This window comes from Streptomyces mesophilus (assembly GCF_040300965.1).
GTDB lineage: Bacteria > Actinomycetota > Actinomycetes > Streptomycetales > Streptomycetaceae > Streptomyces > Streptomyces mesophilus_A.
Window position 1 is genome coordinate 13,214 of the sequence record NZ_JBEPEW010000070.1, and the last position, 18,237, is coordinate 31,450.

Consider the following 18,237-nt stretch of genomic DNA (forward strand, 5'->3'; position numbering starts at 1 on the left):
TCTGAAAGCGGAGGTGGGGCGTATGCGGGAGGCGGATCCCGGGTTGTTCGGACCCGAATCGGTGACCTGGCAGATGCACGGGGACCCCATGATGTGGGTGGCCGGGGTGCGGGCGCTGTATCTGCAGGCGCTGCATCCGCGGGCGGTGCGGGGCGTCATGCAGAACTCGGACTTCCGCAAGGACGCCTGGGGGCGGCTCCTTCGGACCGCGAACTTCGTCGGCACGATCAGTTACGGCACCACCGAGGCCGCCGAGAAGGCGGGCGCCCGCGTGCGGCGGATCCACCGGATGCTCAAGGCGACGGACCCGGACACGGGTGAGGTGTACGGGGTGGACGAGCCGGAGTTGCTGCTCTGGGTGCATTGCGCCGAGATCGACTCGTATGTGCACGTGGCGCGCAGGTCCGGATTCCCGCTCGACGACGCGCTCGTCGACCGCTACATCGACGAGCACCGGGTGGACGCGCGGCTGCTCGGTCTCGATCCGGACCAAGTCCCGTCCAATCAAGCCGAGTTGACCGCCTACTTCGAACGGGTGCGCCCCGAATTGGCCGCCGGTCCCGAGGCGCGCGACGTCGACGACTTCCTGCAGCGGCCGCCCACCCATCCGCTCCTCGTGCCGCTGCGCGCACTCGTCTGGCGACGCGTGGCGAACCTGGCGTATGCCGCATTGCCGCCGTATGCGCAGGAGTTGTACGGCCGGCGGGGGCCTTCGGTGAAGACTGCGGACCGGCGGCTGCGGATCGCGGGCGTCCTGCTGCGCCGCATTCCGGCCCGCGTACGCTGGCAGCTACCGCCCAAGCACATCCTGCGCGCCATGGAGCGACTCGGCCCGGGCAGCCGCCCGGCACCGTACAAACTCCGCAGGCGCGCCGCCATACTGGACGGGCCGGGGAGGGCGTAGCGAATCGACGGGGGCGACAGCACGACATGCCAGAGGTGGGGGAGACCAGGCTGATCCAGGGCCGCTACCGACTGCTCGATCTGATCGGGCGCGGCGGCATGGGCGAAGTGTGGCGGGCCCGCGACGAGTCGCTCGGGCGGCGCGTCGCCGTCAAATGCCTCAAGCCCATGGGTCCGCAGCACGACGCGTCGTTCACGCGCGTGCTGCGCGAGCGGTTCCGGCGCGAGGCGCGGGTCGCGGCCGCGCTGCAGCACCGAGGGGTCACCGTCGTCCATGACTTCGGTGAGTCCGAGGGCGTCCTGTACCTGGTGATGGAGCTGCTCGAAGGCCGCAACCTCAGCCAGCTCCTCGAGGACAACCGGCAGCACCCGCTGCCCGTGCCCGACATCGTCGACATCACCGAACAGGTCGCGCACGCCCTCGCGTACACCCATGACCAGGGCATCGTGCACCGCGATCTGAAGCCGGCGAACATCATGCGGCTCGGCGACGGCACCGTGAAGATCTGCGACTTCGGCATCGCCCGACTCGGCGCCGACATCGGCTTCACCTCACGGCTCACCGGCACCGGCATCGCGATGGGCACACCGCACTACATGTCGCCCGAGCAGATCGGCGGCCAGCAGGTCGACCACCGCAGCGACCTGTACTCGCTCGGCTGTGTCCTGTACGAGATCGCCACCGGTGCACCGCCGTTCGACCTCGACGACGCCTGGGCCGTCCTCGTCGGCCACCGCGACACCGAGCCCGAGCCGCTGCGCAGCCACCGGTCCGAACTGCCCGAGTACTTCGAGCGGATCGTGCTCGACCTGCTCGCCAAGAGCCCCGACGAGCGGCCCGGCGACGCCCGCGAACTGGCCCGCCGTGTCACCGAAGGGCGAGGCGTGCCCGGCCTGGGTGTCACCGGCATCCCCGCACAGCCCCTGCCCGCCACCCGCCGGCCCGAGCAGCCGCCGTCCAACGAGCCGCGGCTGCCGTCCTGGACCCGCGGGATGACCACCGGGCACAAGGCCGGCGGTTCCGCCGCCCTGCGCACCACCCCGCCGGACGCGACCGCGGGCCTGACCGGCGAGTGGATCCCGCGAAGTGACACCCGCGGCGAACGACGTCTCTCCGAGCCCGAACGCCCCACCCCCTCCCCGGAGTTGCTCGCCGTACTCGCCGGTCGGCACAACGCCGGACTCAGCCTCGGCCGGCTCGGCCGCTGGGAGGAGGCAGGCGAGGTGCACCGCGCGGTGGCCGCCGAGCGCGAACACGTGCTGGGGCCCGACCACCCCGACACCCTCGCCAGCCGCTACGAGGTCGGCTTCACGCTCAGCCGGACCGGGCGCGCCGCCGACGCGCTGCGCGAGTACACCCGGGTCGCCGAGGGGCGGGAGCGCGCCTTCGGCACCGATCACCCCGAGACGCTCGCCGCCCGCCAGGAAGTCGCCTACGTCCTCGGCCAGTTGGGGCGCCACTTCGAGGCGCACCAGGTGTACCTCGCCGTACTCGCCTCCCGCGAACGCAACCCGAGGCTCGGACCCGACCACCCCGACACCCTGCGCTGCCGGCACAACCTCGCGTTCAACCTGTCGAGACTCGGCCGGCTCGAGGACTCCTTCCGCATGGCGCGCGAAGTGGCCACCGCCCGCGCGCGGGTGCTCGGCCCCGAGCATCCGGACACTCTCGTCACACGCTACGAAGTCGCCTACGCGCTCGGTCAGTTGGGCCGCTGGAACGAAGCGCTTCAGACGTACCGCGAGGTCGCCGAGGCCCGTAAGACCGCACTCGGCGCCGACCACCCCGACACCCTGGCCGCCCGCTACGAGGTCGGCATCAGCCTGGGCCGGCTCGGGCGCAGCGCCGAGGCGCTCACCCTCTACCGCGACCTCGTCGAGGACCGCGCCCGCGTGCACGGCCTCGACCACCCCGAGACCCTGCGCGCCCGGCACGGTCTGGGCGTGAACCTCGGCCGGATGGGCCGCTGGGAGGAGGCGCTCGACGAGGCCCGCGACGTCTGCGCGGTCCGCGAGCGCGTGCTCGGTCCCGAGCACCCGGACACCCTGGTCAGCCGTCGCGAGGTCGCCGTCGGACTCGGCTGGCTCGGCCGCTGGAGCGACGCGCTCGTCGAGTACCGCCGGGTCGCGGCCGCCCGCGAACGGGTCCTGGGCGCCGACCACCCCGACGCCCTCGCCAGCCGCAACGACGAGGCCCACTGTCTGGAACAGCTGGGACGCGGGGCCGAGGCGGTCGAGCTTTACCGGCGGGTGGCGGCGCTGCGGCAGCAGCGGGGGACGCGGTAGCCCTCCCGAGGCGGAGCCGGTTGCGCGGTCTCCCGAGGGGGAGTCGGTAACGCGGCCTCTCGAGGTGGACCTGGTAATGCGGCCCCCGAGGCGCGCCCGACCGCTCGCCCTCCCACGGCTCCTCGTGTTACGAAGAGCCATGACCGCACAAGGAGCTCCGCCCGCACGCCGCGCCTACGACGCCGTGATCGTCGGCGCCGGGCACAACGGACTGGTCGCCGCCGCCTACCTGGCCCGTGCGGGACGGTCCGTGCTGCTCGTCGAGCGGCTCGGGCACACGGGCGGGGCCGCGGTCTCCACGTACGCCTTCGAGGGCATCGACGCGCGGCTTTCGCGCTACTCGTACCTGGTGAGCCTGCTGCCGCGGAAGATCGTGCGGGATCTGGACCTCGACTTCGCGGTGCGCGGGCGCGATGTCTCCTCGTACACGCCGGTCCGGCGCGCCGGGCAGGACACCGGTCTGCTGGTCGGTGGCGGCAGGGCGCGCACGCGGGAGGCGTTCGGGCGGTTCACCGGCGGGGAGGCGGAGTTCGCGGCCTGGGAGCAGTTCTACGGGTTGACGGGCCGGGTCGCCGAGCGCGTGTTCCCGACCCTCACCGAGCCGCTGCCCACGCGCGCGGAGCTGCGGGCACGGGTCGATGACGAGGATGCCTGGCGGATGCTGTTCGAGGAGCCGGTGGGCGCGGCGATCGAGGAGTACTTCCAGGACGATGTCGTACGGGGAGTGGTACTCACCGACGCCCTGATCGGGACCTTCGCCGACGCGCACGACGCCTCGCTGCGGCAGAACCGCTGCTTCCTCTATCACGTGATCGGCGGCGGTACGGGGGCCTGGGACGTGCCGGTCGGCGGCATGGGCGCGCTCACCGACGCCCTGGCGCAGGCGGCGCGTGCGGCGGGCGCGGAGTGCGCGACGGGGTACGAGGCGACGCGGATCGAGACGGACGGGGTGCGGGCGGAGGTGACCTGCCGGGGCGATGCGGACGAGTTCACGGTGGCCGCCGAGCACGTCCTGGTCGGTGCCTCACCGCAGGCCCTGGCCGAGCTCCTCGGCGAGGCGCCGCCCGCGCCTGCCGAGGGTGCGCAGCTCAAGGTGAACATGCTGCTCAAGCGGCTGCCCCGGCTGCGTGACGCATCCGTCGACCCTCGGGAGGCCTTCGCCGGGACCTTCCATGTCGCCGAGGGATACGAGCAGTTGGCCACCGCGTACCGCGAGGCGGCGGCCGGTGCGCTGCCGTCCGCGCCGCCCTCGGAGATCTACTGCCACTCGCTGACCGATCCGAGCATCCTCGGTGAGCACCTTCTCGCCCTCGGCTACCAGACCCTCACGCTGTTCGGTCTGCACACGCCGGCGCGGCTGTTCACCGAGGACAACGACGCCGTACGCGAGGAACTCCTGAAGGCCACGCTGGCCCAGCTCGACGCGTATCTCGACGAGCCCATCGCCGAGGTGCTCGCCACCGACGTGCAGGGCCGGCCCTGCATCGAGGCGAAGACCCCGCTGGACCTGGAGCGCGACCTGCGCCTGCCCGGCGGCAACATCTTCCACCGCGACCTGGCCTTCCCGTACGCGCAGGAAGGTACGGGCCGCTGGGGTGTGGAGACCGCGCACGCCAATGTGCTGCTTTGCGGGGCGGGCGCCGTGCGCGGCGGTGGGGTGAGCGGCATTCCCGGACACAATGCGGCGATGGCGGTGCTGGGGGAGTGAGCTGCCTCGGTCGGTTTGATGCACCGGGCCCCTGAGAGAGCGCCTCGGCCGGCTGGATGTACCCGGCCCCTGAGAGTGCTTCAGCCGGTTTGACGCACCGGGCCGCAGAGAGCGTCTCAGTCGGCGAGGCGGACCGGGGGACTGGAGATGCCGGCGGACCGGCCGCTGAGCGCGGCGTCCAGTGTCTCCTGCGCGATGCGCATCGACTCGGCGTACGGCGGCTCGGACATCCGACGCCAGGACGTCTCCGGGTCCACTTCCTCGACGCGGCTGACCACCCACCAGATGTTCCCGAAGGGATCGCGCACCCGGCCGCCCCTGTCTCCCCAGGCGCTGTCCGAGAGTTCGGTGATCACCTGGGCGCCCGCGGCGACGGCGGCCGCCATCGCGGCATCCGCGTCGGGCACGTAGATCCGCAGCAGCGAGGGCATCACCGGCCAGTCGGCCCGCCGGTCGAAGGCCAGCACGACCGTGTCGCCGACCCTGATCTCACCGTGGCCGATGCTGCCGTCCTCGACCGGGACCCGGGCGATCTCCTCGCCGTCGAAGGCGGCGGTGATGAAGTCGAGCAGCGCTCCCGTGTCGTCGGTGACGACCCAGGGTGCGACGGAGGTGTAGCCCTGGGGCGCGGAGTGCTTCATGGCTGGGTCCCTTCGCGGTACGGAGCGCCTGCCGGGATCGGCGACGTCTTCGACTCTAGGGACGAAATAGGTCTGTTCCTGTCCTAGATGGGACGGGTGGGGCGGGCGCGAAAGGGGAGGCTGTCGGGGACTGGTCCGCGTGTGCGAAGGTGGCGCACGTACGGGAGGGAGAACGGTATGAGTACCAGCGGGCAGATCCGCACCATGCTGAACACGATGGCCTACGGTCAGCCGGTCGAAGTGACCAGCTACTGGGGCTCCGTGAAGAAGCTCTCCCGGCTCGCCGCCCTCGGCGAACGCTTCGGCTATCAGTACGCGGATGTCGTCTTCACCATGCAGGGCCTGAAGATGCTGCTGGTCCCCGATCCCGACCCGGCCGCGCAGCAGCGCGCACAGCAGGCCTGGGCGCAGTACGCCCCGCAGGCCGGCGGACCCCTGCCGCAGCTTCCGGCCGAGGTGCCGGAACTGCTGCGGACCCGGATCCGCTTCGACATGTACGCCGCCCAGAACGAGAAGCGGCGTCTGGTCGCCGTCCCGATCGCCTGCGGGATCGTCGGTTTCCAGATGCTGCGGCAGGCGGATCTGGCGGTGTTCTTCGGTGCGCTGCTCGGTGTCGCGCTGGTGGTGGCCGGTGTGAGCTTCCTGGTGCGGCGCAAGTGGCGCCGCGAGTGCGGTGAACGGCTGCAGGCGAGCGGGTTCGTACCGCTCACCGAGCCGACGGGGCGGCTGCGGCTGGTTCCACCGGGAAGCCCGTACGCGCCGCAGCCTCAGCCTTACGGTCACGTTCAGCCGCAGCCGTACGGGCAGCCTCAGCCTTATGGACACGTTCAGCCGCAGTCGTACGGGCAGCCTCAGCCTTATGGACACCCGCAAACGCCGGCGTACGGTCAGCAGCCCCAGCCGCAGCCGTACGGTCAGCAGCCCTACGCGCCGCCCCATCAGGCGGCCCCGTACCAGCAGCAGACCCCGTACGCCCCGCAGCCGCCGCACCAGCCCCCTCAGTAGCAGTCGGCCGTTCTCAGTCGCGGGACACGGTCCACCCTGTCGCCTCGATGCGCCGTGCGTCCGCGGGCCGGTCGGAGTCGAACAGCTTGTGCCGGCCGGACTGGACGCGTAGTCCGTCCACGTAGGCGCCGCGTCCCACGTACAACTGGTCCGTGGCATAGCGCCAGCGCAGCCGGGCCGCCGCGCCGCCGATCCCGGAGAGGTCGGCGGTGACGGTGTGCCAGGTGCGGCCCGACCACCCTGTGACCGATCCGTCCGGGTGCGGTCCTGAGACGTGGCCCTCCGTGGTGAAGGCGAGCGGTGACCAGGTGGCGCCCTCGTCCGTGGACGCCTCCAGGTGGAGCCGGTCGGAGCCGGGCTCGGTGTCCCACCACAGGGAGCACCGCAGCCGGGCCTGCGCGGGCAGGTCCAGGGAGGGCAGCGCGAGGGTGGCGGTCGTGGCGCCCGCCATGCCGGAGAACCACGCCTCGCGCCCGCTCGCCGGACGCACCGGCACCGCACGTGCCAGTCGGTTGGCCGTCGCGACGCGTGGCGCCGAGCCGGAGCGCCAACTGCGCACCGGATGGACCGAGTTGCCGAGTACGACCAGGAACGAGTCCGTGGTCGGGTCGAGCACCAGTGAGGTGCCCGTGAAGCCGGTGTGGCCCGCCGAACCCGGGGTGGCCATCGCACCCATGAACCAGTGCTGGTAGAGCTCGAAGCCCAGGCCGTGTTCGTCGCCGGGGAACTCCGTGTTGAAGTCGGTGAACATCAGCTCCACCGAATCCTCGCTCAGAATGCGCGCGCGGCCGTAGGAGCCGCCGTTGAGCAGACAGCGGCCGAGGATCGCGAGGTCCCACGCGCAGGAGAACACCCCCGCGTGGCCGGCGACCCCGCCGAAACCGAAGGCGTTCTCGTCATGCACCTCGCCCCAGACCAGGCCGCGGTCGAGCCCCGACCAGGGCAGCCGGGCGTCCTCGGTCGCGGCGATCTTCGGCTTCCAGGACGCGGGCGGGTTGAAGCGGGTGCGGCGCATGCCGAGCGGGGCGGTGATCTCTTCGCGCAGGAGTACATCGAGCGCTCGGCCGGTGATCTTCTCCAGGACGAGCTGGAGCGAGATCAGGTTGAGGTCCGAGTAGAGGTACTTGGTGCCCGGCGGGTTCAGGAGGGTTTCGCTCCAAAGGCGTTGGAGCTTCGCCTCGTACGTCGGCTCCTTGAAGAGCGGGATCCAGGAGCGGAAGCCGGAGGTGTGCGTGAGGAGTTGGAGGATGGTGACGTCCTGCTTGCCGCCGCCGGCGAAGTCAGGGAGGTAGGTGGCGACGGGGGCTTCCAGCTCCAACGTGCCGCGTTCGATCTGCTGCACGGCCAGGATCGAGGTGAAGAGCTTGGAGACGGACGCGAGGTCGTAGACGGTGTCCTCGGCGGCCGGGATCTGCTGGTCCGCGGGGAACTCGACGCCGGTGTCGGTCTTCTCGTCGTACGCGGAGTAGCGCACCGCCATGCCGATCGGCTCGTGCAGGGCGACGGTGGAGCTGCGGCCCGCGAGCAGCACGGCGCCCGCGAACCAGGGGTGCTTGGGGGAGGGGCCGAGGAACTTCTCGGCGTCCAGGACCAGTTGGCGCAGCTCGCCCGGCAGGAGACCCGCCTGTTCGGCGGAGCCCCGGCGCAGGGTGCGTCCATGGCCCTGTTCGGCCGCCGCGGTGCCTGCCGCCGTCGCGGGGCCCGCCGGGAAGGGCACCAGGGCGAGGGCGCCGCCGAGCGCCATCAGGCCCTGGCCGAACCGGCGCCGGGAAAGGGCCGCTCGTCTGGGAACCTCGCCGGTGTTCTCTGCGTGCGCCTCACGCATGCCGTACTCCTCCGCGTATCGATATTGAAAGATACTTTCGCGATCTCGACAGCCGAGTGAAACCTTCTTTCGCGGTGGTGTCCCTGTCAAGAGTCCGTGCTTGTGGCGGGTCGAGTGGCGTGGTGGGCAAAGAATCTGACACTCAGTCAGAAAATCTCTTCCCTCGCCCGCGCGGCTGCGGCATCCTGCCCGCATGCAGACGGAGCTGAGCAAGAAACTCGGAGTCGAGCACGCCGTTTTCGGGTTCACGCCGTTCCCCGCCGTGGCCGCCGCGCTCACCCGGGCCGGCGGATTCGGCGTGCTCGGCGCGGTCCGTTACACGGCCCCCGACGAACTCAAACGCGACCTCGACTGGATGGAGGCGAATACCGACTCCAAGCCGTACGGTCTCGACGTCGTGATGCCCGCGAAGAAGGTCGAGGGCGTCAGCGAGGCCGATGTCGAAGCGATGATTCCGGCGCCTCACCGGGAGTTCGTACGGGAGACGCTCGCCAAGTACGGCGTCCCGGAGCTCGCCGAGGGCGAGGCGTCGGGGTGGCGGATCACCGGCTGGATGGAGCAGGTGGCCCGCAACCAGCTCGACGTGGCCTTCGACTACCCGATCAAACTGCTCGCCAACGCGCTCGGTTCACCACCGGCCGATGTGATCCAGCGCGCGCACGACAACAACGTCCTCGTCGCCGCGCTCGCGGGCAGCGCCCGCCATGCGCGTAAGCACGCCGAGGCCGGCATCGACATCGTGGTCGCGCAGGGCTACGAGGCCGGCGGGCACACCGGCGAGATCGCCTCGATGGTGCTCACCCCGGAGTGTGTGGAGGCCGTCGCACCGCTGCCGGTGCTCGCGGCCGGCGGCATCGGCAGCGGCGAACAGGTCGCGGCAGCGCTGGCGTTGGGCGCGCAGGGCGTGTGGACCGGATCGATCTGGCTGACCACGACCGAGGCCGACATGCACTCACGGGCCGTCACGGAGAAGCTCCTCGCGGCGGGCTCCGGCGACACCGTCCGCTCGCGCGCCCTGACCGGAAAGCCCGCGCGCCAGCTGCGCACCGAGTGGACCGACGCCTGGGACGACCCCAACGGGCCCGGCACGCTGCCGATGCCGCTGCAGGGACTCCTGGTCGCCGAGGCGCTCACGCGGATCCAGAAGTACGAGATCTCGCCGCTGCTCGGCACGCCCGTGGGCCAGATCGTCGGCCGGATGAACGCCGAACGCAGCGTCCAGGAGGTCTTCGACGACCTCACCCGCGGCTTCGAGCGCGCAATCGACCGCATCAACAAGATCGCCGGCCGGGACTGACAGCCCGGTTCCGGACGCACCAACCACCCCGACCGGCCCCTTCCCGACCGACCCCGACTTTCACCCCGGCCTACCCCGTAAGCCAGGAGGAGCCTTCATGTCCCAAGCACCCAACGGTTTCTGGGCGCAGGCGACGGCCGACCCCGAGCGCGTCATGCTCATCGCCCCCGACGGCGAGGAGTGGACGGCCGGGCGGCTGCACGCCGCCGTCAACCAGCTCGTGCACGGGTTGCGCGCCGCGGGCCTGGAGCGCGGCGACGCGTTCGCCGTCGTGCTGCCCAACGGTGTGGAGTTCTTCACCGCGTATCTCGCCGCGTCCCAGGCCGGGTTCTACGTCGTGCCCGTCAACCACCACCTGGTCGGCCCCGAGATCGCCTGGATCGTCTCCGACTCCGGTGCCAAGGTGCTCATCGCGCACGAGCGGTTCGCCGAGGCCGCGATCCACGCCGCCGACGAGGCGAAGCTGCCGGCCGGGCAGCGGTTCGCGGTCGGCTCCGTGGAGGGATTCAGGCCGTACGACCAACTCCTGGACGGACAGCCGGAGTCGGTGCCCGAGGACCGCACCCAAGGCTGGGTGATGAACTACACCTCGGGTACGACGGGACGCCCGCGCGGCATCCGCCGTCCGCTGTCCGGGAAGCTGCCGGAGGAGGCGCATCTCGGCGGTTTCCTCGGGATCTTCGGCATCAAGCCCTTCGACGGCAATGTGCACCTCGTCTGCTCGCCGCTGTACCACACGGCGGTGTTGCAGTTCGCGGGTGCGTCGTTGCACATCGGGCATCCGCTGGTTCTGATGGACAAGTGGACGCCCGAGGAGATGCTCCGTCTGATCGACACGTACAAGTGCACGCACACGCATATGGTGCCGACCCAGTTCCACCGGCTGCTCGCGCTGCCGGACGCGGTCAAGTCCTCGTACGACGTGTCGTCCATGCGGCACGCGATCCATGGCGCCGCGCCCTGCCCCGACCATGTGAAGCGGGCGATGATCGAGTGGTGGGGGACCTGCGTCGAGGAGTACTACGCGGCCAGCGAGGGCGGCGGTGCGTTTGCGACCGCGGAGGACTGGCTGAAGAAGCCGGGCACGGTCGGGAAGGCCTGGCCCATCAGCGAGTTGGCCATCTTCGACGACGACGGCAACCGGCTGCCACCTGGTGAACTGGGCACGGTCTACATGCAGATGAAGACCGGCGGCTTCTCGTACCACAAGGACGAGGAGAAGACGAAGAAGAACCGCATCGGCGACTTCTTCACCGTCGGCGACCTCGGGATGCTCGACGAGGACGGCTATCTGTATCTGCGCGACCGCAAGATCGACATGATCATCTCGGGCGGCGTGAACATCTACCCGGCCGAGATCGAGTCCGCGCTGCTCACCCACCCGGCCGTCGCGGACGCCGCCGCCTTCGGCATTCCGCACGCCGACTGGGGCGAGGAGGTCAAGGCGGTCATCGAGCCGTCCGAGGGGTACACGGCCGGCGACGCGCTCGCCACCGAGATCCTCGCGCACTGCGAGCGGCAGCTCGCCGGATACAAGCGTCCCAAGAGCGTCGACTTCATCGAGACCATGCCGCGCGACCCCAACGGGAAGCTGTACAAGCGGCGGCTGCGCGAGCCCTACTGGGAGGGCCACGAGCGGCCCATGTGATCCCGCCAGCCACCCCCGGAGCCCCGGCACCGGGGGTGTGGTCTGTCCGGGGAGCTGTCAGCGTTGGATCATGGCAGCTGCGAAACCGGGCACCTTCACCACCGTCGGGACGACCGCCGTCCCGCTGATCGCCCTCGTGGTCCTGGCCTTCACCTGGGGCCGTGACCTGCCCGGCTTCATGGTGGCGATCGTCGCCGTCTGCCTGGCCGCCGCGGTCCTCGCCGCCGTCCACCACGCCGAGGTCGTGGCGCACAAGGTGGGCGAGCCCTTCGGCTCCCTGGTGCTCGCGGTCGCCGTCACGCTGATCGAGGTGGCCCTGATCGTCACCCTGATGGCGGACGGCGGGCCGAAAGCGTCCTCGCTGGCCCGGGACACCGTGTTCGCCGCCGTCATGATCACCTGCAACGGCATCGTCGGCCTCACTCTGCTCGTGGGCGCCTGGCGCAATGGCGTAGCCGCCTTCAACACGGACGGGACGGTCGCGGCGCTGTCGACCGTGGCCACCCTCGCGACCCTCAGCCTCGTGTTGCCGACCTTCACCCACGGGGTCCAGGGGCCGCAGTTCACCAGCGCGCAATTGGCCTTCGCCGCGATCGTCTCGATCGGGCTCTATCTGCTGTTCGTGGCGATGCAGACGATCCGCCACCGCGAGTACTTCCTGCCCGTCACCCGCGATGGCGAGGTGCTCGACGAGGAAGCGCACGCCCATCCGCCGACCAATCGCGAGACCCTCGTCAGCCTGGTGCTGCTGCTTGCCTCGTTGGTCGCGGTGGTCGGCAACTCCAAGGGCATCTCGCCCACGATCGAGTCCGTGATCGACAAGGCGGGGCTGCCGCAGTCGGCGGTCGGTGTCGTGATCGCACTGCTCGTGCTGCTGCCCGAGACCCTCGCGGCCTTCCGCTCGGCCCGCCGCGACCGGGTCCAGATCAGCCTCAACCTGGCCCACGGCTCGGCGATCGCGAGTATCGGTCTGACGATTCCCGCGATCGCCGTAGCCTCGATCTGGCTGGACGGCCCGCTCGAGCTGGGCCTGGGCGCCACCCATATGGTGCTGCTCGCCCTGACGATGGTGGTGAGCGCCCTGACCGTGGTGCCGGGCAAGGCGACTCTCCTCCAGGGCGGGGTGCACCTCGTGGTGTTCGCGTCGTTCGTGTTCCTGGCGATCAGCCCGTAGCTCTACCTGAGGTTCCGTAGCTCTACCTGAGGTACGGACCGCTGTCGCCGATCTTCCCGGGGCCGTTCAGGACGTACACGCGCAGGTTGCCCTTGCCGGGGGCGACGACGGACAGCGTGCCGTTCGCGACGGTCTTCACGTCTCCGGTGACGGCGTCGGTGTACGTGCCGTTCGGGATTCCGGTGTACGTGGCCGACCCGGTGACCGTGACCAGCGCGAAGCTGTCCGTGCCGCCGCCGGTGTAGCGCCTCTTGAACGCCATCTGGCCGCTGATGCCCTCCGTGGAGTACTGGCCCATCTGCAGCGCGGGCACGGCCCGCCGGATCAGGTTGAGCCGTTGCAGGTGCTTGACCAAGGGCTGGTCCAGCGTCGTGGCGACCGTGCCGCTCGACGAGCCGGCCTTGCCGAAGTCGGTGGCCGTGACCGACCCCGCCAGATGGTCGCCGAAGTAGGCGCGGCCGGTGGTGGCGAGCGGGCAGCTCGGCCCGCAGTCGATCTTCCTGCCCTTCTGGAACTCGATCTCCGAGCCGTAGTACAGCGTCGGGATACCCCGGAAGGTCCACATCAGGGACATGTTCTCGGCCCACGCGTCGGTGCCGCCCGCGTAGCGCTCGCTGCCCTTGTTCGGCCCGTAGTCGTGGCTGTCCACATAGACCACGTTGTACGTGGCGTCGTTGACGGAGTCGTCGGAGTCCTTGCCGTTGCCGAAAGCGTTCGGCGCATCACCGAAGTTCATGTGCATGCGCATGTCGATGATGTTCATCCCGGAGAACTTGCTGTGGTCCGGGGCGTGATAACTGTTGCCGTCCAGGAAGGCGTTGGTGGACGTGGGCTGGCTGCCGGTGCCCTGCTGCTGCTCGTACGCGTACATCTCGAGCGCGGCCGCGGCGTCGTCGGCCGCGTACTCCTTGCGCTCCTTCCAGGTGTAGAACTGCGCGGAATGGTTCACCGATCCGCGGTTCCACTTGTCGTTGACGAAGGCCGCGACCTCGCCGAACACGAAGAAGTTCTTGGCTTTGTCCGCACCGAACCGCTGGGTCACCCGCTCGTTGATGGCCGGCAGGAAGCGGCGGTTCCAGGTGGTGCGCGGGATGTGCACGGCCGTGTCCACGCGGAAGCCGTCGACGCCCATGTCGATGTACTTGTTGTAGGCGCCGATCAAGTAGTTCTGGACGGCCGTGTTCTCGGTGTCGAAGTCGGCGAGGTCCTCGTGCAGCCAGCAGGAGCGTGAGTCCTCGCCTTCCCAGTTGCCGATCCAGCACTGGTGGTACAGGTCCTTGGGGAACATGCCCGAAGTGGGGCTCGGCCACTGGCAGTTGTAGAGGGTGTAGCCTTCCGGGCTCTTGCCGCCGGTGGGCTTGCCCCAGTTGAGGCAGGTGTTCCCGGAGGGCTCGGCCGTCGACCACAGGTCGCCGTTGTAGTAGGACTTCCCCGACTTGGGCTCGACGGTCAGGCCGTCGTACGTGAAGCCCTCGTTCTTCTCGTCGTAGTACCAGCTCCACTGGGAGTCGCGGACGCCGTACACGGTCGGCGTGGCCAGGCCCTTGGCGCCCCAGCGGGAGCTGTGGTTGTAGACGACGTCCTGGTAGATCTTCATGCCCTTGGCGTGTGCGGCGTTGATCAGGTCCTGGTACGAGGCGCCGGCGGACTCCAGACGCGGGTCGACCTTGTAGAAGTCGTAGCCGTGGTAGCCGTGGTAGTCGTAGTCCGAGCGGTTGAGGACGACCGGGGTGACCCAGACCGCGGAGAAGCCCAGGGCCTTGATGTAGTCGAGCTTGTCGACCAGGCCCTTGAAGTCGCCGCGGAACATCGGGTCGTCGTTCGCCGCGTTGCCGGACTTCACATGCTGACTGCCGCCGCGGTTGTTGCCCGGGTCGCCGTCGCGGAAGCGGGCCGTGAGGACGAAGTAGATCGGGTCCTTGCGCGGATCCGTGCCCAGCGGGGTCCCGGCGGCGGGCTCCGGTGCCTTCTCGCCCGTCGTCGCCTTGGCCTCGGCGGAGGCGTGCGAGGTGTTACCGGCCGCGTCCAGGGCCTTCACCGTGTACGTGTAGACGGTGCGCTCCTCCAGTCCCGTGTCGGAGAGCACGGTTGAGCCGACGTCGGTGACGACCGTTCCCTTGGTGCCGCCGGTGCGGGTGACCTGGTACTTGGTCACCGCCGTGTCATCGGTCGCCGCCTCCCAGGTCAGCACGATGGACGTGTGGGTGGCGTTCGCGGTGACCTTGGCGGGTGCCGTCGGCGGCTGGGTGTCGGGCTCCTGGGTGGCGCAGGGATCCTTGGCGTCCTTGGTGACCGTGCCGTCCTTCACGGTGGTGAGCCCGGCCGAAAGGGCGTAATCGGCACCGTTGTTGTTGTCCCACACGCCGTTGCCGTTGTTGAACGTGGCCTGCAGAGTCGTGGCCGTCCCGAGGCTGACGGTCCTCTTCCACCAGCCGGTGCAGGCGGCCGCCATACCGATGCCAGGAGGTGTGGTCCAGGAGGCGCCGGTGGGGGCGTAGTGCAGGTTGGCCGTGGTCCACCCGGAGGTCGCCGTGGAGTAGTAGACGGTGGCTTCGTTGCCGGGCTCGCCCGGGTCGGTGCCGGCGCACGGGTCGCTGTGGGCGACCACGCCGTCCTTGACCGTGAGGACGCCCGTGCCCAGGTCGTAGTTCGCGCCGCCGTTGTTGTCCCAAGTGCCGCTTCCGTTGTTGAAGGTGGCGGCCAGACCGGTGGCCGAGCCGAGGTCCACGGTCTGCTTCACCCAGTCCGTGCAGGCCGCTTCCATCCGTGTACCGGGCACGGTCGTCCACGAGCCGCCGTCCGGCGCGTAGTGGAGGTAGGTGGAGGGCCAGTTCTTGGTCTTCGTGTAGTAGAAGACGGTCGCGGTGTTCGCGCCGGCGGCCGTCGCCTCCGGCGCCGAACCGGCGGCGGGCGTCCCGGAGACCAGGGTCAGTAGGCCGGCCGCCGCTGTGAACGACGCGAGCAGACGTCGTGGCAGGCGGAAGGGTCTGTGTCTCATGGGCGTCTCTCCGATACGGGCTGCCGGGTGAGGAGTTCAGCGCGCGACTGCAAGAACAACCGGAAAGTTCCTGCAAGTTATTGCAGCGCGGAAGTTACAGGTACACGACAGGCGCGTAAAGGGAGCGCGCAGCACGAAGGCCCGAGGGGCACGACCCTCGGGCCTTCGCTGAGCATGGTCCGTCAGTGACGGCGCTCCTTGACCTTCACCACCTTCAGGTCAGGCGACCGGTGGATGTCCTTCTCGCAGAAGCGTGAGGTCACCCACCGCTCCTGGGAGAACAGCCGCGTCTGGTCGCTGAAGTGCGGCGAGTTCGGGTTCTGCGACTGGGAGTACGTCAGGAGGGTCCGCGCGACCGGGCAGCGCGAGCCGTCCCAGCCGACCGCCTGGATATGGCTGGAGCCCGTACTCACCTCGGTGTAGCCGGACTTGGGGTCCCACACCGGCTCGATCTTGTTCCATACGCCCAGGGACTCGGTGCCGCCCGGCACGGCCAGACGCTTGCCGCCCCGTACGACGTACTGGTTCTCACCGAGGCGGGCGTCCAGGGCGATGCCGGCCGAGGTGAGCTGGGTGACGGCATCGGCCAGGGCGCGGGCGAACGCGGGCGAGGCGGTGTTGAGGGTGTGCGGGGTGCGGACCGGGTCGGCCGGGTCGAAGGGCACCGTCCACACGCCCTGCGAGCCGAGAGCGGAGCGCATGCCCCGCCAGAACCGGTCGTAGAGCAGCGCGCCCCGGCTGTCCGTGTCCATGGTCCGGTCCCAGCTCTTCAGGACCGCGCACGCCTTCGTCACGTCGACGACCGCGCCGTCACTGCCTGTTGCCTTGCCGCCCGGCAGCTGAGCGCAGGCCCCCGCCGCCGCGGCAGCGCCCAGGGTGCCGGCCGGTGCCCGGTTGGCGAACTGCTGCCGCTGCAGATCCGCGACGGTCAGCTTCCCGCGCTCCGCCATCGCGGCCACGTCCTCGACGGCGCCTCGGGTACGCATCGAGCGAGGGGTGTCGATATTGCCGAAGACCCGCTCGTACCCGCGCAGCGGGCGGTCGGCGTTGGCCAGCCAGGCGCTGTCGTTGGAGTTCTCCGCGTACGGAGCGTCCACCAGGGTCGGCATCCGCGAAGGACCGAGGATCCCGGGCTGCAGGGCGTCCTGGTCACGTCCCAGACCGCAGTCGGAGCGCGAACCGTCGAGCACCGCGAGACCCGCGGACGGGTAGGTGACCTTGCCCAGCAGGGTGGAGCAGCGCGCGGCGATGTCATCGGTGATCCGCGGCAGCACCTGGGACTGCGTGTACAGCGAGTGCCCGCCCGAGTCGGCGGCGATGGTGTTCACCCAGGGCAGCCCCTGAGTGGTGCGGAGGACGTCCTGGACGCCCTTGACGCTGCGGGCCTTCGCGATGCCGAGAGCGGTGTCGGAGGCGCGCAGATTGGCCGCGTTGGGGTCGTTCAGCGCGTACGCGGTCGTGGCCGTCCACGGCAGCGGCAGCTCGGCGCCGAGTGAGGTGACCACCGGGCCGTACTCCGTCCACCACTGGTCGCGGGTGACGGGCGCGCCGCCCTTCACCTCGACGGTGACGGTGCGCTTGGTCATCTTGCGCGGCTTTCCGTCCACCAGGTAAGTGGTCGGATCGGCCGGATCCAGGGCCAGTTGGTGCAGGTTCATCGGTACGCCGGTGGCCACGGTGTGGCTCCAGGCGACGTACGGCGTGAACCCGATGGACGGGGTCACCGCACCGATCAGCGAGCCGCCGGAGACATTGAGCTCACCGGGGATGGTCTGCTGCACCTGCCAGAAGCGGCGTCCGCCCTGCCAGGGGTAGTGCGGGTTGCCGAGCAGCAGACCGCGGCCGTTCGCCGTCGTACTGCCGTGGAACGCGACCGCGTTGGAGCCCATCGCCGACTCGTCCGTGGCGAACAGTGCGCGAGCGGCCTCGGCCTTCTCGGCGGGGGAGACGTCCTTGGACCGCGCGCCCGCGGCAGGCGGTTGCGCGCTGGTGATCGCGTCCGCCGCACGGCCCTGGCCGCCGAGGACGGACAGCGCGAACGCGAGTCGTGACATGTCGAGTTCGGACGCCGGCCGCACCCAGTCGGCGCCCTTGCATGCCGGATCCGTGATGCGGTTCTGCTTCAGCCAGGCGTTGTAGCCGGCCGCGAACCCGCGGATCAGTTTCTTCTGCTCGGGGCGGTTGCCCAGCGGCGGCGGGAGTTCGGCGAGCTTCTCCACCGTGCCGGCTTCCTTGACCCCGCGGAAGAACAGGTCGCTGGAGGCGTTCGTCGTGGCCGACGACAGCGAGCCGTCGGGCGCCTTGTCCACGCCGAAGTACTTGGACCGCTCGCCGCGCAGCGTCACGAACCCCTCGGCGAGGACACAGACATTGCCCTGGGCCTGGGCCCACCCGGTGCCGAAGCCCAGATCGGTGTAGTTGCCCGCGAGGATGTGCGGGATGCCGTACTCGGTGTAGCGGATGGTGGCCGAAAGTCCGCCGTGCGACGGATGCCGGTCGCCGCGGTCCTGGTCTGCGGCGGGCGCGGGCGCTGCGGTGGCGGCCGCGGTGAGCAGCGCGGTGGCGAGGAGTACGAAACGTCTCGCGCGCTGGCGCATGGGTCCTCCCAACGGGTGTGCGGGCAGGGGCAGTTGAGCGTACCTACCGGTAGGTCACCTGTCGTCCCTCCGTGCGCGGTGGTTGTGCCGGGTCACAGGAGGGCTGTGCCGGTACACAGGAGCGTCCCGCGCACACGGCTCTTGACCCGCGTCCG

The 18,237-nt window shown here is 70.2% G+C and carries 11 protein-coding genes; 7 read left to right on the forward strand and 4 right to left on the reverse strand.

Annotated features, from left to right (window positions below; all coding sequences use genetic code 11):
* Window positions 1-22: 22 nt before the first annotated feature.
* From ABT367_RS23515 to ABT367_RS23525, 3 genes are all read left to right on the forward strand, one after another.
* Entirely contained in the window at window positions 23-904 is an 882-nt protein-coding gene (locus tag ABT367_RS23515; RefSeq protein WP_352255052.1) for an oxygenase MpaB family protein, read from the forward strand.
* 35 nt (window positions 905-939) lie between these two features.
* Window positions 940-3,189 (forward strand): serine/threonine-protein kinase, encoded by a 2,250-nt coding sequence (locus ABT367_RS23520; RefSeq protein WP_352255053.1) that lies wholly within the window; start codon window positions 940-942, stop codon window positions 3,187-3,189.
* 139 nt (window positions 3,190-3,328) lie between these two features.
* Entirely contained in the window at window positions 3,329-4,897 is a 1,569-nt protein-coding gene (locus tag ABT367_RS23525; protein WP_352255054.1) for a phytoene desaturase family protein, read from the forward strand.
* A gap of 116 nt (window positions 4,898-5,013) precedes the next feature.
* Here the strand turns inward: ABT367_RS23525 and ABT367_RS23530 are convergent, their stop codons facing one another.
* Complete coding sequence (locus tag ABT367_RS23530; protein ID WP_352255055.1) at window positions 5,014-5,538, reverse strand: VOC family protein; 525 nt, start codon at window positions 5,536-5,538, stop codon at window positions 5,014-5,016.
* 177 nt (window positions 5,539-5,715) lie between these two features.
* Here ABT367_RS23530 and ABT367_RS23535 point away from each other — a divergent pair, with 177 nt between their 5' ends.
* Window positions 5,716-6,543 carry a hypothetical protein gene (locus ABT367_RS23535; protein ID WP_352255056.1) on the forward strand — a complete coding sequence of 276 codons (828 nt, stop codon included), beginning with the start codon at window positions 5,716-5,718 and terminating at the stop codon, window positions 6,541-6,543.
* 13 nt (window positions 6,544-6,556) lie between these two features.
* Here ABT367_RS23535 and ABT367_RS23540 read toward each other — a convergent pair whose 3' ends face one another.
* Complete coding sequence (locus ABT367_RS23540; protein ID WP_352255057.1) at window positions 6,557-8,368, reverse strand: serine hydrolase; 1,812 nt, start codon at window positions 8,366-8,368, stop codon at window positions 6,557-6,559.
* Window positions 8,369-8,561: 193 nt separating this feature from the next.
* Between ABT367_RS23540 and ABT367_RS23545 the strand changes: the two genes are divergently transcribed.
* From ABT367_RS23545 to ABT367_RS23555, 3 genes are all read left to right on the forward strand, one after another.
* On the forward strand, window positions 8,562-9,665 hold the full coding sequence (locus ABT367_RS23545) for an NAD(P)H-dependent flavin oxidoreductase (RefSeq protein ID WP_352255058.1): 1,104 nt from the start codon (window positions 8,562-8,564) through the stop codon (window positions 9,663-9,665).
* 97 nt (window positions 9,666-9,762) lie between these two features.
* Window positions 9,763-11,313 (forward strand): acyl-CoA synthetase, encoded by a 1,551-nt coding sequence (locus ABT367_RS23550; protein WP_352255059.1) that lies wholly within the window; start codon window positions 9,763-9,765, stop codon window positions 11,311-11,313.
* A gap of 70 nt (window positions 11,314-11,383) precedes the next feature.
* Window positions 11,384-12,487, forward strand: a complete 1,104-nt coding sequence (locus tag ABT367_RS23555) for a calcium:proton antiporter (protein WP_352255060.1) — start codon at window positions 11,384-11,386, stop codon at window positions 12,485-12,487.
* Window positions 12,488-12,509: 22 nt separating this feature from the next.
* On the opposite strand, the gene ABT367_RS23560 is transcribed toward ABT367_RS23555, so the two are convergent.
* Together ABT367_RS23560 and ABT367_RS23565 are read right to left on the reverse strand one after the other, a co-directional pair.
* Window positions 12,510-15,485 carry a carbohydrate binding domain-containing protein gene (locus tag ABT367_RS23560; protein WP_352255061.1) on the reverse strand — a complete coding sequence of 992 codons (2,976 nt, stop codon included), beginning with the start codon at window positions 15,483-15,485 and terminating at the stop codon, window positions 12,510-12,512.
* Window positions 15,486-15,667: 182 nt separating this feature from the next.
* The gene (locus ABT367_RS23565; protein WP_352255062.1) at window positions 15,668-18,082 is read right to left on the reverse strand and encodes a penicillin acylase family protein; all 2,415 of its coding nucleotides are present in this window, start codon (window positions 18,080-18,082) and stop codon (window positions 15,668-15,670) included.
* Window positions 18,083-18,237 lie beyond the last annotated feature (155 nt).